13 protein-coding genes are annotated in these 15012 nt (G+C 56.8%); 8 read left to right on the forward strand and 5 right to left on the reverse strand.

The features are described from left to right. Positions 1-25: 25 nt before the first annotated feature. From ACIOWA_RS16010 to ACIOWA_RS16020, 3 genes are all read right to left on the reverse strand, one after another. Complete coding sequence (locus ACIOWA_RS16010) at positions 26-637, reverse strand: HAD-IB family hydrolase (RefSeq protein WP_339431104.1); 612 nt, start codon at positions 635-637, stop codon at positions 26-28. Continuing rightward, entirely contained in the window at positions 624-2147 is a 1524-nt protein-coding gene (locus ACIOWA_RS16015; RefSeq protein ID WP_401160663.1) for a class I adenylate-forming enzyme family protein, read from the reverse strand. Before ACIOWA_RS16015 ends, ACIOWA_RS16010 begins: the two co-directional genes overlap by 14 nt. 81 nt (positions 2148-2228) lie before the next feature. Continuing rightward, the gene (locus ACIOWA_RS16020; protein ID WP_339431106.1) at positions 2229-3242 is read right to left on the reverse strand and encodes an SDR family oxidoreductase; all 1014 of its coding nucleotides are present in this window, start codon (positions 3240-3242) and stop codon (positions 2229-2231) included. Between the two features lie 610 nt (positions 3243-3852). Here ACIOWA_RS16020 and ACIOWA_RS16025 point away from each other — a divergent pair. The 6 genes from ACIOWA_RS16025 to ACIOWA_RS16050 all read left to right on the forward strand — a co-directional run bounded on the left by ACIOWA_RS16025 (position 3853) and on the right by ACIOWA_RS16050 (position 10201). After that, on the forward strand, positions 3853-4449 hold the full coding sequence (locus ACIOWA_RS16025) for a TetR/AcrR family transcriptional regulator (RefSeq protein ID WP_339431107.1): 597 nt from the start codon (positions 3853-3855) through the stop codon (positions 4447-4449). Positions 4450-5049: 600 nt separating this feature from the next. Further along, positions 5050-6039: a 2-dehydro-3-deoxygalactonokinase gene (locus tag ACIOWA_RS16030; RefSeq protein ID WP_339493593.1), complete on the forward strand. Its 990-nt coding sequence runs from the start codon at positions 5050-5052 to the stop codon at positions 6037-6039. Positions 6040-6058: 19 nt separating this feature from the next. Further along, a complete protein-coding gene (locus ACIOWA_RS16035) occupies positions 6059-6679 on the forward strand; it encodes a 2-dehydro-3-deoxy-6-phosphogalactonate aldolase (RefSeq protein ID WP_339431109.1) in 621 nt (206 codons plus the stop codon). Between the two features lie 34 nt (positions 6680-6713). Next, a complete protein-coding gene (dgoD, locus tag ACIOWA_RS16040) occupies positions 6714-7862 on the forward strand; it encodes a galactonate dehydratase (RefSeq protein WP_201230986.1) in 1149 nt (382 codons plus the stop codon). A 164-nt stretch (positions 7863-8026) separates the two neighbouring features. After that, a complete protein-coding gene (locus ACIOWA_RS16045) occupies positions 8027-9337 on the forward strand; it encodes an MFS transporter (protein ID WP_339431111.1) in 1311 nt (436 codons plus the stop codon). Between the two features lie 60 nt (positions 9338-9397). Next, entirely contained in the window at positions 9398-10201 is an 804-nt protein-coding gene (locus tag ACIOWA_RS16050; RefSeq protein ID WP_339431112.1) for an IclR family transcriptional regulator, read from the forward strand. On the opposite strand, the gene ACIOWA_RS16055 is transcribed toward ACIOWA_RS16050, so the two are convergent. Then, positions 10198-11250, reverse strand: coding sequence for an NAD(P)-dependent alcohol dehydrogenase (locus ACIOWA_RS16055; protein WP_339431113.1), 1053 nt, complete (start codon positions 11248-11250; stop codon positions 10198-10200). The genes ACIOWA_RS16050 and ACIOWA_RS16055 overlap by 4 nt on opposite strands. Positions 11251-11440: 190 nt before the next feature. Here ACIOWA_RS16055 and ACIOWA_RS16060 point away from each other — a divergent pair, with 190 nt between their 5' ends. Beyond that, the gene (locus ACIOWA_RS16060; protein WP_339464909.1) at positions 11441-12331 is read left to right on the forward strand and encodes an AraC family transcriptional regulator; all 891 of its coding nucleotides are present in this window, start codon (positions 11441-11443) and stop codon (positions 12329-12331) included. A gap of 100 nt (positions 12332-12431) precedes the next feature. On the opposite strand, the gene ACIOWA_RS16065 is transcribed toward ACIOWA_RS16060, so the two are convergent. Beyond that, a complete protein-coding gene (locus ACIOWA_RS16065; RefSeq protein ID WP_339464910.1) occupies positions 12432-14096 on the reverse strand; it encodes an electron transfer flavoprotein-ubiquinone oxidoreductase in 1665 nt (554 codons plus the stop codon). 551 nt (positions 14097-14647) lie between these two features. On the opposite strand from ACIOWA_RS16065, the gene ACIOWA_RS16070 reads away from it, so the two are divergent. Beyond that, a partial coding sequence (locus tag ACIOWA_RS16070; RefSeq protein WP_401160667.1) for an electron transfer flavoprotein subunit beta/FixA family protein occupies positions 14648-15012 on the forward strand: 365 nt, incomplete at its 3' end.

The following is a 15012-nucleotide window of genomic DNA, read 5'->3' on the forward strand; positions in this document are numbered from 1 at the left end:
CCAACGTGCTCAGAGTGTTCATCTGTTAGTACCAGTTTCTATAGAAGGGAGAGTTGGCAATGCCGAGCAGGGCATCGTCACCTGATGAATCTCCGTAGGCATAAATGTAAAAATCATCAAGGTTGCTCAAACAGCCTTTGAGCCGTGTGACTTTTTCTCTCTCAACACAGTTGGTACCTGATATCCCGCCAGTGAGTTTGTTCTTCGCCGTCGCCAGGCGGGTGCCACATACATAGTCAAAACCTGCTGCCTGCCCCCAGGGAATCAGATAGTTCTCCGGCGAGTTACTGACCAGTGCCGTGACATGGCCCATGGACTGATGCCATTGCAGCCGGCGCAAGGCTTCGGGCCTGAGCCAGAGCGGTAGCTGTTCGCTAATGAAATACTTGGCATGTTCGCGCTCTTGCTCAACTGACAGGCCGCCCAGGTAGCAGGCAATGAACGCCAGGCGCGCCTGCATCAACGGTGTGATGCCAAGGATCACACTGAGCATTTTGGGCAGCAGGGGAACGATCCTTAGCCAGAACGACTGGGTTCCCACGATAAAACGCATGTAGCGCCAGAACGTATGTCTGTCGGTCAGTGTGCCGTCAAAGTCGAAAACGGCCAGTACCGGTTGTGTGCTATTTGCTGGCATGGATCTCTTCCTTGAGAGAGACAATCTCGATGGTTCTAGGCAGTTTGAAGCTTGAGAGGTAGCGCGAGAGCAGGGTGGAGATAGCGTTCTGGGTCAGGTCACCGCTCCCTTCGACGCACAGGTGCAATACGTTGACCTCCTTGTTGTCAGGGACGATGTAAGCTTTCGCGCGCACCACGCAAGGATGCTTCAGGGCAATGGATTCGATTTCGGTCAGGTCGACCATTTGCGCTTTGATCTTCGAGATTCGCAGGCGTTGGCAATAGAAGAACACATGCCCATCATCGTCCCGCCAGACCAGATCTCCCGTGTGCAGCCAGCCTTCACGAAAGAACCGGGCATTGGCTTGCGCGGCATCGTTGTATCCGTCAATAACCATCGGGCCGCGTATCAACAGTTCGCCGATACGCCCCGTTGCGACGTCTTGACCCTGAGCATCGACGACCCGCAGTTCTACGTTGCGAATCGGCTGGCCCATGGCGCCACGATGGACCTTGTCGATCGAGCTCTGGACTATCACCGGCATGCTCTCGGTCAATCCATAGCCTTGCAGCACCGGATTGCACCCCAGCAGCCTTCCCAGTTTGTCGGCTTCGTCTGCCGGTAGATGGCTGCCACCTGAATAAATCATCAGTTGTGGGTGCATCGGCAACAGCGCGCCTTTGCGTTTGGCCAGTCGCGTATTGAAGTAACGAATGACGTCAGGCACCAGGCAGGCAAAAGTGACCTGATGACGGGACAAGACTTCCGCCAGATCCCTATTGAGCAGGGTGTTGGTCATGAGCAGGGTGGCGCCCACGCTCAATGGAAAGACCATCATCACGGACAGTCCGAAGATGGCATACAGCGGCAGCGTCACCAGATGAACGGATCCGACCCCTTGAAGATGAAAATGCTCATGCAGTCCATCGCTCGATTGCGTCAGGTCAAGGTAGCGGTGAGGAACGGCCAGAGGTTTGCCGGTGCCCCTATACGTGAACTGTACCGAGACGATCGGATTGCCTTCAGGCAATAACAAAGGTTCGGTCTGTCGAGGAAGCTGTGATTCGGCCGTTGCGTTGTCGGGCAGGGAAGGGGATGGCTCGCTTGCGGTGTTCAACACCAAGGAGTGATGAACGCCGTAGGCAGGCTGAAATGTCTCGCTATGTTGCTTGAATAGCGTTTCGGTCGTCACGACCAGCGTCGGGCGGGCAATACTGATGACGCTGCTCATTTCGAATGGCGTCAGTTTGTAGTTGAGGATAACCGGAGTCGCCCCGCGCCCGATGATCGCCAGGTAGTAAGCGATGAACTCCACCCCATTGGGTAGAACAACCGCCACTTTGTCACCTGGTAATACACCTAGATTTTTCAGTGCGCCGTTGCACTCTTCAGCCTTTATTCGCAACCCACGGTAAGTGACAGTCTCTTCTTCCGCGTCCAGGTTCCTGATCGCAACGTGGTCCGGGAACGATTCTGAAAAACCGACGAAACGATGCAGAAAACCTTCTTTATATGAAAGGCTTTTCATTTACCAACCCCTCTCAATCCTTGAAGTAATGGTTAGACAAAAAAAGTAATACAGAGGCAGGCTACAGATAAAGTGTTTCAACTATGCATTTGTGTAGTTGTTCTTTCGATACCAGTCCAGAGTGTCGGTCAGTGTTTCTGCTACGGGGCGAAACTTGCATTCCAGCTCTTTCAGGCTTTTGTTATGGCTGAAATGAGTGCGCCCTTGCTCTTGCTCCATGAGTTTTACGGTGGAAGTGCTGATGAGCACCGGTTTTTTTGTCACTCGGTAATAACCTTCATACATCAAGGCAATTATTCGCAGCATGAACAACGGGATTTTTCGCTCCGGGGCTTTTACGCCACTGACACTGGAGAGAACCTGGAAGATGCTTTTCATGTTCATATGATTGCCGGCTGCCAGATAACGTTCTCCGGATCGGCCGCGTGTGATGGCTGCGAGCTGATGTTCCGCCACATCCCGGGCGTCTACTACGGAAAAACTGCCTGGCAGCACACCAGGCAATTTCATTCCGACAAAGTCGAGCAGGAACTGTCCTGATGAGGTCGGGCCGATATCCCCGGGGCCGAACATCCAGCCCGGTAATACCATCGCGATAAACATGTCCGGGTGTTTTAACAAGAACGCCTGGATTTTTTGCTCGGACAGTATTTTGCTCAAGTAGTAATCATCAGCTTCCGATTCACTGCGGGACATCGTCTCATCGATTACCTCATCTTTGTTGCCCTTCAATACGGCAATGGATGAAGTATGGACTGCACGACGAATGCCGGCGGCGTAGGCGGCTTGCAATAATTGCTCGGTCCCGGTGACGTTGGTGTCATACAGTTTCTGCCAGTGTTTTCCACCTTTATAACTGTCGCGGAAGTAGGCAGCGGTATGAAATAAGGCATCACAGCCTTGCAGGGCATGGCTGAAGGCGTCGACATTGAGCATATCGCCTTCGACAAATTCGACAGGCAGACTGCCGAACTGCTTCCTGGCTTTCTCTACGGAACGAACCAGTGCTTTTACTTTGATGTTTCGCTTTAAAAGCGCATGAACCAAATTATTACCGAGCAGGCCAGTAGCGCCTGTAACAAAGGCATATTCCATTAAAATCCAGCTCCTGTGGGGTAACCTGCTGCTGCATTGAGATTGATGTCACGGGGCTCAATGCTCTGATCAGGTGTTGGCTGAACCAACGGCGCAAGTAAAAACCATTCGGTATCTGAAAATCAAGCGGTATTTCGTTTTGGTTGTAGGGGGGAGGTCGTTGAGTTGGATTAAAATCCATTAAAATCAGCAGTTTGTAGATTTTATGGTAGTGGTCGTCTCACCTGGTTTGGGAGAATTGAGGCCATTGAAGGGAATTTTTCGTCGCTCGCCGCTTTCCTTTGGGGGAGCCCCAAGACAGCCTTGCTGATTCGATCGGGTGGGCCACGCGTCCGGTTGGATACCGAAGTGCCTGAGCGTGCTGCAGTTGCCACCTCTTTATGAGTTGCAAGCGCTTGCACTGTCGGGGTTGCATGTCGACGCAGTGCATTTCGCCGCCTCCGTTTCCATGCATGGCATTTACATGGCACATTTTAAAAGCTTAAATGTAAATTGATTAAGGTAGTCTGGTATAAGGTATAGTCGTTAAATTCGTATTCGCAGTGAATGGCAAGTTCATTACATTTAGTTACAAATAGATTTTTTTTGTTTGGCCAGAGGAGCCGAGGGTGTGATTAAGAAGAGAATGGGTCGTGAAGAAAGCCAGCAAGTAACACGGGATAAATTGTTCGATACCGCCACTGATCTTATGGTTAGAAAAGGCTTTCATGCCGCGAGTGTCAATGCTATATCTGAGGAGGCGGGTTTTTCAAAGGGAGCTTTTTTTTCAAACTTTACCAGCAAGTCAGACTTGCTTCTGCAATTAACCCAGAGGTTCAAGCGGGTTGAAATCGATCGGCTGGGCGTCACGCTGGCTGCCGGGTATTCATCAGAAGAACTGGTGCATGGATTGAATTCTTATATCGATACGCTTAAAAATAACGCCAGTTGTGCCATTTTGGATGCGGAGTTACAACTGATTGCTTTGCGCGATGAGGAGTTTTCAGCGCATTACTACGCTCTGCATCAGGAGAATAGTGAGGCCTTGGGCAAGTTGATTGCGATTATATTCAATCATTCAGGAAAGAAGCCTCCGTTGGAGTGCGCCAATCTTGCAAAGACATTCACCGCTCTGTCGGAGGGGTTGATATTGCAAGGGCATAAAGATCCCGCTTCAGAAATAAAGTTGGTATTGAATTCGCTTATCCAGACTGCAGAGCCCTTGTAGGATGTTGGTCAGCCTAATGCGTAGGCATTGTTTATATGTCCGAGGCTCAGAACTCGGCCAGGTGTGAGCGATTTTTTTCTGTGTTTGAATAACGTTTATTTGCTGTTCTTGCAAACTGACAAGCCCCGCGGGTGGAGTTGGTGCGTTGCCGTTTCATACTTCAGGTATGTGCTGGAGCGCTCCGCGAAAAAGCCATGAAAGTTTCCAGTGCCTGGTCTCAGGAATCTGAATGAATATGGTGAGGGGTGGATCGCCTCCCAACGGGGTAGCCTTTAACGCGGGCCTCATGCTTTATAGAGTGAAGGACTCATCGAGTGAAACGCAGATGAACTGCAAGGACTTGGACGCTGAATTAGAGGAGCGAAATTTAATCGCATGCAGAGTCAGAATGAACGCCTGCTCGTACACATTTCTTCCTTGAACATGTCCGGTGCGCGATGGCCGAGTGGAAGCGGATCGGCATGTTAAAGGCTGCGAAAAGCAATACTTGCCGCACACTCGTATCCCATAATATGGGATTGATATTTATATATTGAGATTTTCCTGCGCCAAGGTTTATAGTCCGTCGCACTCACTGCCAAAAACAAAACAGGTGAAGCGATGCAGGCGCAATTGATCGCGCTCGACTGGGGGACGACCTCATTACGTGCTTACAAACTTGCGGCGGGCGGTGTGGTGCTGGAGCAGCGCTCGCTGTCGTCCGGGATCATGCAACTGCCGAAAACCCCGCGAGTCATCAACGGTCGCGAATGCACCGATGGTTTTGAACTGGCCTTCGACGAGGCGTGTGGCGACTGGCTCGATGCGCAGCCGGATCTGCCGGTGATCGCTTGCGGCATGGTCGGCAGTGCTCAGGGCTGGCGCGAAGCGGCCTACGGCGAGACGCCGGCGAACGTCGCCAATCTCGGAAACTCCCTACAAACAGTTGTCAGTCTTCGCGGTACGCGAGTGCATATCGTGCCGGGCGTAATTCAGCGTTCGCGTCTGCCGAACGTAATGCGCGGCGAAGAAACGCAAGTCCTCGGCGTTCTGCAGAATCTTCCGGTCGAGGCGGGCGATGAGCTGTTGATCGGCCTGCCGGGCAGTCACTCGAAATGGGTGGAGGTGGTCGATGGCTGCATCACGCATTTCGACACCTTCATGACCGGCGAAGTATTCGCCGTGCTCAGTGATCACAGCATCCTCGGCCGTACCCAACAGCAAGGTGCGGCGTTCGATGGTCAGGCGTTTGACCGGGGCGTACAGGTGGCTCTGTCGGCGGACGGTGAACTCGGCGTGCTCTCGACGTTGTTTAGCGCCCGTACCTTGGGGCTGACCGGTGAACTGAGCCCGACGGCCCAAGCGGATTATCTGTCCGGCCTGATGATCGGTCATGAGTTGGCGGCGCTCGCCTCAGTGCAACGGCGTCGCCGCAACAACCCGAATCTTCCTTCGATCATCCTCATCGGCAACGCGCCACTCTGCGCGCGCTATAGCCGCGCCCTCGATGCCTGCGGTTTCGCCAAGGTCACGCTGGCCGAACAGGCCACCGAGCGTGGTTTGTGGCAACTGGCGCTGGCCGCCGGACTGATTGATCCCTCATCCCGTTAACCCTGACTGGAGGCCTGACATGCTCAAGCAAGCATTGGCGCAAAACGGTCTGATCGCGATCCTGCGGGGCCTGTATCCGCAGGAAGCCGCCGCTGTCGGAGAAGTCCTGTATACAGCCGGATTTCGCGTCATAGAAGTACCGCTTAATTCCCCATCGCCGTACGAAAGTATCCGCATCCTGCGCAAGACCTTGCCCGCCGATTGCCTGATCGGTGCCGGTACGGTGTTGTCGGCGGAGCAGGTCGACTTGGTGAAAGAGGCGGGCGGCCAGGTGATCGTCATGCCGCACAGCGATGCCAAGGTACTGCGCGCCGCGAAAGCGGCGGGGCTGTACCTGTCGCCGGGTGTGGCCACACCGACCGAAGCGTTTGCGGCGCTGGCGGAGGGCGCAGACATTCTCAAGCTGTTTCCGGCCGAGCAGATGGGCCCGGCGGTCGTCAAAGCCTGGCTGGCGGTGTTGCCGACGGGCACGGTGCTGGCGCCTGTCGGCGGCATTACCCCGGACAACATGCAGGTATTTATCGACGCCGGAGTGAAAGGTTTCGGCCTCGGTTCCGGGCTATTCAAACCGGGCATGACGCCGGAGCAAGTGGCGGTCAATGCCAAGGCCTATGTCACTGCCTGGAAAGTCCTTCGCTAAGAACGCTGGCGCATCCAACAAGAGAGACAACAAGATGAAAATCACCAAACTCACCACCTTCATCGTCCCGCCGCGCTGGTGTTTCCTCAAAGTCGAAACCGACGAAGGCGTGACCGGTTGGGGCGAGCCTGTGGTTGAAGGTCGCGCGCACACAGTGGCGGCCGCCGTAGAAGAATTGTCCGACTACCTGATCGGCAAAGACCCACGCAACATCGAAGACATCTGGACGGTGCTGTATCGCGGCGGCTTTTACCGTGGCGGCGCGATCCACATGAGTGCACTGGCCGGCATCGATCAGGCCCTGTGGGATATCAAGGGCAAGGCCCTCGGTGTGTCGGTCAGCGATCTGCTCGGCGGTCAGGTGCGCGACAAGATCCGTGTGTATTCGTGGATCGGTGGCGACCGTCCGGCCGATACAGCACGCGCCGCGAAAGAGGCCGTCAGTCGTGGTTTTACCGCGGTAAAAATGAACGGCACCGAAGAGCTGCAATTTCTCGACTCCTTCGAAAAAGTCGACCTCGCGTTGGCCAACGTCGCCGCCGTGCGTGATGCGGTCGGGCCGAACGTCGGCATCGGTGTCGACTTCCATGGCCGGGTGCACAAGCCCATGGCCAAGGTGCTGATGAAGGAACTCGATCCGTACAAACTGATGTTTATCGAGGAGCCTGTGCTCAGCGAAAACTATGAAGCGTTGAAAGAGCTGGCGCCGCTGACCAGCACGCCGATTGCCCTCGGTGAGCGACTGTTCTCGCGGTGGGATTTTAAACGGGTGTTGAGCGAAGGTTACGTCGACATCATCCAGCCGGATGCTTCCCACGCGGGCGGCATCACCGAAACCCGCAAGATCGCCAACATGGCCGAAGCCTACGACGTGGCATTGGCGCTGCATTGCCCGTTGGGGCCGATTGCGCTGGCGGCTTGTTTGCAATTGGACGCGGCTTGTTACAACGCGTTTATCCAGGAGCAGAGCCTGGGCATCCATTACAACGAGAGCAACGATTTGCTCGACTACGTGAAAGATCCGCGGGTATTCGATTACGACAAAGGCTTCGTGAAGATCCCGAATGGGCCCGGCCTGGGGATCGAGATCAACGAGGAATACGTGATCGAACGTGCGGCCGTCGGCCACCGCTGGCGCAACCCGATCTGGCGCCATGCCGATGGCAGTTTTGCCGAGTGGTGAGTCACCGACATCACTGATGTCCCCCTGTGGGAGAGGGCTTGTCAGTCGATGTTGCATCAGATGACACATCGCATTCGCGAGCAAGCCCGCTCCCACCATTTAGATCTCCATGGATGGGGTATCTGCATTCAACGACCTCAATAAACATAACAAGAGGCATCCCCATGCAACCGCAACCCCTCACCGGGCAGGCGTCTTTAGTCACGCCTAGCCGTAAGCGTTTTTTCATCATGGTGTTGCTGTTCATCACCGTGGTGATCAACTACCTCGACCGCAGCAACCTGTCGATTGCCGCGCCGGCGCTGACCACTGAGCTGGGCATCGACCCGATTCACGTCGGCCTGATTTTCTCCGCGTTCGGCTGGACCTACGCCGCCATGCAGATCCCCGGCGGCTGGCTGGTGGATCGAGTGCCGCCGCGCATCCTGTACAGCGTCGCGCTGCTGCTGTGGTCGGTGGCCACGGTGATGCTTGGCTTCGCCGCCAGTTTCATCGCGCTGTTCGTCCTGCGCATGGCCGTCGGCGCGCTGGAGGCACCGGCCTATCCGATCAATAGCCGCGTGGTCACCACCTGGTTTCCTGAGCGCGAACGCGCCACGGCGATCGGTTTCTATACCTCCGGGCAATTCGTCGGACTGGCCTTTCTCACCCCGGTGCTGGCCTGGCTGCAACACGAATTCGGTTGGCACATGGTGTTCGTTGCGACCGGTGCAGTGGGCATCATCTGGGCGGCGATCTGGTACGCGGTGTATCGCGAGCCGCGAGATTTCAAAGGCGTCAATGAGGCGGAAATCGATCTGATTCGTGAGGGCGGCGGGTTGGTGGATATCCAGGCCGAGTCTGCCAGGGTCAAAGCCAAATTCAGTTGGACAGATCTGGGCATCGTTCTCAGCCAGCGCAAGTTGTGGGGCATTTACCTCGGTCAGTTCTGCCTTAACTCGACGCTGTGGTTCTTCCTGACGTGGTTCCCGACTTATCTGGTGAAATACCGCGGCATGGACTTCATCAAGTCCGGCCTGTTGGCGTCGCTGCCGTTTCTCGCGGCGTTCATTGGCGTGCTGTGTTCGGGGTTCTTTTCCGATTTGCTGATTCGTCGCGGCTACACCGTAGGGTTTGCGCGCAAGTTGCCGATCATCGGCGGGTTGCTGATCTCCACGTCGATCATCGGTGCCAACTTCGTTGAGTCGACGCCGCTGGTGATCGCCTTCCTGGCCCTGGCGTTTTTCGGCAACGGCCTGGCATCGATCACCTGGTCGCTGGTGTCGACCCTCGCGCCGGCGCGGCTGCTCGGCCTGACCGGTGGGGTGTTCAATTTCATCGGCAACCTGTCGGCGATTGCCACGCCGATCGTGATCGGGTTCCTCGCCAGTGGCGATTCATTTGCCCCGGCGATCACCTATATCGCGGTTCTCGCGTTGATCGGCGCTTTGTCCTACGTGCTGCTGGTGGGCAAGGTCGAACGTATCAAGTTGTAGTGGTCAGCATCGGGCGACCATAATGCCGCCCGTTCCCTCGCTCAACGGTAAAGGCTGGATATGCAGGAAGACGCCCCGGAAAAAACCAAGGACGCCGCGCCCACCGGCACGCAAACGCTGCTGCGCGGCTTGGGCGTGGTGCAGGCCGTGGCCAGTGGCGCCCGCGATCTCAAGGAGATCGCACGGCTGATCGGCACGACGCGCAGCACCACTCATCGACTGGCCAGTTGTCTGGTCGACGAGCGTTATCTGCGCGTGGTGCCGCAGGTCGGGTATTTGCTCGGGCCGAAGCTGATTGAGTTGGGGTTTCAGGCGCGCGAAGAGTTGCCGCTGGTGAGTCTGGCCGGGCCGTATCTGGACGAGTTGTCAGCGCTGACCGGAGACACCGTTCACCTGGGGATTCGCGAAGGCGACGAAGTGCTGTATCTGCTGAAGAATCCGGGACGCAATGGCCCCGAAATGCGTTCGCGGGTCGGCCATCGAATGCCGTTGGCGCGCACCGGGATCGGCAAGGCCTTGATGCTCGATGATTCGCCGCAGGATTGGCAGCGCCTGTACGACATCAGCCTGCCGGCGGGTGGGAAAAGTCAGTTCTGGCCGCAGCATCCCCAGCAATCTTGGGAACAGCTTGAGCAGCGAATGGCTGAATACATCGCTGGTGGCTACGCGTTCGATCTGGAAGACAATGAACCGTCGATCCGTTGCGTGGCGGCGCCGATCCGCGATGCAAGCAAACGTATCGTCGCGGCGATCAGCATTGCCAGCACCGTGCCGTACATGCCACTGGAAAAAATGGCCGAGCTGATTCCCCTGATCAAAGGGGTCACAGCCCGGCTGTCGGCAGAGCTCGGGCTTAAGATTTAAACCTTGAGCGTTGCCATGTCGATCACGAAACGGTATTTCACGTCACCAGCGATCATCCGGGCGTAGGCTTCGTTGATCTGGCGGATATCGAGCATTTCGATGTCGCAGGTGATGTTGTGCTCGGCGCAGAAATCCAGCACTTCCTGGGTTTCGGCGACGCCGCCGATCAAGGAACCGGCCAGTACGCGACGACCCAATACCAGTTTGGCGGCGTGCACCGGTGGATCAACCGGCTCGATCAGACCGACCAGAATGTGTACGCCATCAAAACGCAGGGTGTCGAGGTACGGGTTCAGGTCGTGTTGCACGGGAATGGTGTCGAGCAGGAAGTCGAAGTAACCGGCGGCGGCTTTCATCTGCTCGGCGTCGGTGGAGACGATCACATGATCGGCGCCCTGACGACGGCCCTCTTCAGCCTTGCTCGCCGAACGGGTGAACAAGGTCACTTCAGCGCCCATGGCTTTGGCGAACTTGATGCCCATGTGGCCCAGGCCGCCCATGCCGAGGATCCCGACCTTGTCGCCAGCCTTGACGCCGTAGTGCTTGAGCGGCGAGTACGTGGTGATGCCGGCGCAGAGGATCGGTGCGGCGCTGGCCAATGCCAGTTTTTCCGGAATGCGGACCACGAAGTGTTCGCTGACGACGATGCTGTCCGAATAACCGCCCATGGTGTTGCTGCCGTCGACCCGATCCGGGGTGGCGTAAGTCATGGTCGGGCCTTCGAGGCAATATTGCTCAAGGTTCGATTGGCAGGCTTCGCAGGTGCGGCAGGAATCGACCATGCAGCCAACGCCGACCAGATCGCCTACTTTATGCTGGGTGACATTCGTACCAATGGCGGTGACTTTTCCGACGATCTCGTGGCCAGGCATCAACGGGTAAACAGCAATGCCCCATTCGTTGCGTGCCTGGTGAATGTCGGAGTGGCAGACGCCGCAGTAGAGGATTTCGATGGCGACATCATCGGCCCGTGGGCTGCGACGTTCGAACTTCATCGGGGCGAGGGGAGTGGTGGCCGATTGGGCCGCATAGCCGATGGCGGTGTACATGTGAAACCTCGCAAAAGCAGTGACAGGTGAGGCGGCGCATTTTGGGCGCCGTGCGCCGGTCCGGCCATGACGATTCCTCCGGGTCTCATGCCTAATCCTCCGGCATGCAGGTTTGATCGGTCGCATAGGCAAAAGGATCTGCGATGATGCTTTCATCCCTTTTTCCATGAATTTTGTGAAGACACTTTCGATGCAATTGACCCGTCACCTTGATGCCAATGCCAGGCTGGTTTCACTGATTGAACCGCTGGCACTGCGCGACGGTTACTCCCGGACCGGACTGCCGGGTGTGCGGGTGTTGCGCGCCAGTTGCGACGTCGCCCGTGGCCCGCACATTTATGAGCCGAGTCTGATGATCATCGCCCAGGGCAGCAAACTGGCGTTCCTTGGGCCTCGGACGATGGAATACGGTGCCGGGCACTATTTGATTCAGGCGCTGCCGGTGCCTTTTGAATGTGAAACCTTCGCCTTGCCGGATGCGCCGTTGCTAGGGGTGTCGGTGGCGATTGATCGGGTGTTGCTGGGCGAGTTGGTGCTGGCGATGGGACTCGCGCCGGGGCGGCATATTCCGGCGCAGACGCCAGAGTCGATGACGTCGGTGGTGCTCGACGATGACATGCGCGGTTGTGTCGAACGGCTGCTGAGCTGTCTGCACGATCCGCTGGAATGCCAGATTCTCGGGCCGGCACGGGTGCGTGAATTGTTGTTCGTCGCATTGCGGGGGCCGCAGGCCGATGTGTTGCGGGCGTTGGTCGAGCAGCAGGGGCAATTTGCGAGGGTGGCGGCGTCGATCAGCCATCTGCATGCGCATTACACCGAGCCATTGAATGTCGAGACGCTGGCCAGTTGCGCGAACATGAGCGTTTCGACGTTTCACGAACACTTCAAACGCAGCACGTTGTTGTCGCCGGTGCAGTATCTCAAGCGCTTGCGGTTGTTGAAGGCGCAGACGTTGTTGGTGGCGGAGGGGTTGGGTGTGGCGCAGGTGGCGCATCGGGTGGGGTATCAGAGTACTTCGCAGTTCAGCCGCGAGTACAAACGTTATTTCGAGCGCAGCCCGGGGGACGAGCGCGTAGCCTGAGTTGCCACAGTGCCTGAGGGAGCGGGTTTCGTGGTGATGCAAATATTGCGGGCAACAAAAAGGCCCCCATTTCGGGAGCCTCGATGTTCAGCGGTTCGGCTTACATATTCGGGTAAGTCGGGCCGCCAGCGCCTTCCGGCGTGACCCAGGTGATGTTCTGCGCAGGGTCCTTGATGTCACAGGTCTTGCAGTGCACGCAGTTCTGGGCGTTGATCTGGAAGCGTTTCTCGCCGTCTTCCTTGGTGATCACTTCGTAGACGCCGGCCGGGCAGTAGCGCTGCGCCGGTTCGTCGTACAACGGCAGGTTTTTGCTGATCGGGATGCTCGGGTCGGTCAGCTTCAGGTGGCACGGCTGTTCTTCTTCGTGGTTGGTACCGGAGATGAACACCGAACTGAGTTTGTCGAAGCTGAGTTTGCCGTCGGGTTTCGGGTAGTCGATCTTCTTGCAGTCGGCGGCGAGCTTGAGGCAGGCGTAGTCCGGCTTGGTGTCGTGCAGAGTGAACGGCAGTTTGCCGCCGAAGATGTTCTGGTCCAGCCAGTTGAAACCACCGCCGACAATGGCGCCGAACTTGTGAATCGCCGGGCCGAAGTTACGGCTGGCAAACAGTTCGTCGTACAGCCAGCTCTTCTTGAACGCGTCGACGTAAGTGCTCAGCTCTTCGGTGCCATCCTTTTCGGCGAACAGCGCGTCGGCCACCGATTCGGCGGCGAGCATGCCGGACTTCATCGCGGTGTGACTGCCCTTGATCTTGGCGAAGTTCAGGGTGCCGAGGTCGCAACCGATCAGCGCGCCACCCTTGAAGACCATCTTCGGCAGCGAATTCAAGCCGCCCTTGCAAATGGCACGAGCGCCGTAGCTGATGCGCTTGCCGCCTTCCAGGTACTGAGCCAGCACCGGGTGATGCTTGAGGCGCTGGAACTCGTCGAACGGAGACAGGTAGGTGTTGCTGTAGGACAGGTCGACGATCAGACCGACTACAACCTGGTTGTTTTCCAGGTGATAGAGGAACGAGCCGCCGGTGTTCTCGGTGCCCATGATGTCCAGCGGCCAACCAGCGGTGTGTACCACCAGGCCTGGCTGGTGTTTGGCCGGGTCGATTTCCCAGATTTCCTTGAGGCCGATGCCGTAGTGCTGGGCGTCGGCATCGCTGTCGAGGTTGTAGCGTTTGATCAGTTGCTTGCCGATGTGGCCACGGCAACCTTCGGCGAACAGCGTGTATTTGCCACGCAGTTCCATGCCGGGGGTGTACAGGCCTTCTTTCGGGTTGCCTTCGCGGTCAACGCCCAGATCACCGGTGATGATCCCGCGGACCACGCCTTGTTCGTCGATCAGCGCTTCTTGAGCTGCGAAGCCCGGGTAGATTTCCACACCCAGGTTCTCGGCCTGCTGAGCCAGCCAGCGGCACAGGTTGCCGAGGGAAATAATATAGTTGCCTTCGTTGTGCATGGTCTTGGGCACAAAGAAGTCGGGGATTTTTTGCGCGCTTTCGGCGTTTTTCAGCACGAAAATGTCATCGCGGGTCACCGGCGTGTGCAGCGGGGCGCCGAGTTCTTTCCAGTCCGGGAACAATTCGTTCAGAGCGCGGGGTTCGAATACGGCACCGGAAAGGATGTGTGCGCCGACTTCAGAGCCTTTTTCGACCACGCAGACGCTGATTTCCTTACCGGCTTCGGCGGCCTTCTGCTTCAGACGGCAGGCGGCGGACAGGCCAGCGGGGCCGGCACCGACGATGACCACGTCGAATTCCATGTATTCGCGTTCCACAGGCTATCTCCTACTCAAGGCTCAACAGTTTTTTTTCTAATTTGGAGGTTCGATGTCGCATCCGCTATTGCCTTTACGTTAACGTCAAAGGGAATATTGGAAAACCCACCTTTCTCTCTAGGGGGCGCATTATATCTACACCACTCCGAGCGTCCAATACAAACGTTTGTTTGAATTGGCTCCAGCCCAGAGAAATCAAAGAAGCGCGGCTTATGAGTGACCATTTTGCCGTATTGACCGGAATAGGCGTTCCGGTCAATATACGGGCGGTTTTGCGCTCGCCGTAGGCAGACTGGCGGTTTCAAGAGCACCTCTAAAGACAGGGCGTAGGCAATACAAGGTGATGCGCAGCGCAGGCCTGGCGCGCAGTTTACACAGCGTGAAGATCAATGACTTATCGGTCACCACTGACGAACGGTCATCGCACTCCACTTCGTGAAATCACCCCGACACAAGCCGGCGTTTTTAGAGGTGCCCTTTTAGCCCGATGAGCATCAACCGCCAGGTTCGCCTAGGCGACTTTCTTTTCACCGGAGAGTAACGAGGAATCCATGAAGGTTCTTGTAGCTGTCAAACGCGTTGTGGATTACAACGTCAAGGTTCGCGTCAAGGCGGACAATTCCGGCGTAGACCTCGCCAACGACAAGATGTCGATGAACCCGTTCTGCGAAATCGCAGTGGAAGAAGCCGTACGCCTTAAAGAGAAAGGTGTTGCGACTGAAATCGTCGTCGTCTCCATCGGCCCGACCACCGCTCAAGAGCAACTGCGCACTGCGCTGGCTCTGGGTGCCGACCGCGCCATCCTCGTCGAATCCGCTGAAGATCTGACTTCCCTCGCCGTGGCCAAGCTGCTCAAGGCCGTGGTTGACAAGGAACAGCCTCAACTGGTGATCCTGGGCAAACAGGCCATCGACAG

The sequence above is a fragment of the Pseudomonas sp. NPDC087614 genome (assembly GCF_044743485.1).
Taxonomy (GTDB): Bacteria; Pseudomonadota; Gammaproteobacteria; order Pseudomonadales; family Pseudomonadaceae; genus Aquipseudomonas; species Aquipseudomonas baetica_A.

Coding starts and splice junctions, on each gene's coding strand:
- ACIOWA_RS16010 (WP_339431104.1), bottom strand. CDS start 637: ATGCCAGCAAATAGCACACAACCGGTACTGGCCGTTTTCGACTTTGAC.
- ACIOWA_RS16015 (WP_401160663.1), bottom strand. CDS start 2,147: ATGAAAAGCCTTTCATATAAAGAAGGTTTTCTGCATCGTTTCGTCGGT.
- ACIOWA_RS16020 (WP_339431106.1), bottom strand. CDS start 3,242: ATGGAATATGCCTTTGTTACAGGCGCTACTGGCCTGCTCGGTAATAAT.
- ACIOWA_RS16030 (WP_339493593.1), top strand. CDS start 5,050: ATGCAGGCGCAATTGATCGCGCTCGACTGGGGGACGACCTCATTACGT.
- ACIOWA_RS16035 (WP_339431109.1), top strand. CDS start 6,059: ATGCTCAAGCAAGCATTGGCGCAAAACGGTCTGATCGCGATCCTGCGG.
- dgoD (WP_201230986.1), top strand. CDS start 6,714: ATGAAAATCACCAAACTCACCACCTTCATCGTCCCGCCGCGCTGGTGT.
- ACIOWA_RS16045 (WP_339431111.1), top strand. CDS start 8,027: ATGCAACCGCAACCCCTCACCGGGCAGGCGTCTTTAGTCACGCCTAGC.
- ACIOWA_RS16050 (WP_339431112.1), top strand. CDS start 9,398: ATGCAGGAAGACGCCCCGGAAAAAACCAAGGACGCCGCGCCCACCGGC.
- ACIOWA_RS16055 (WP_339431113.1), bottom strand. CDS start 11,250: ATGTACACCGCCATCGGCTATGCGGCCCAATCGGCCACCACTCCCCTC.
- ACIOWA_RS16060 (WP_339464909.1), top strand. CDS start 11,441: ATGCAATTGACCCGTCACCTTGATGCCAATGCCAGGCTGGTTTCACTG.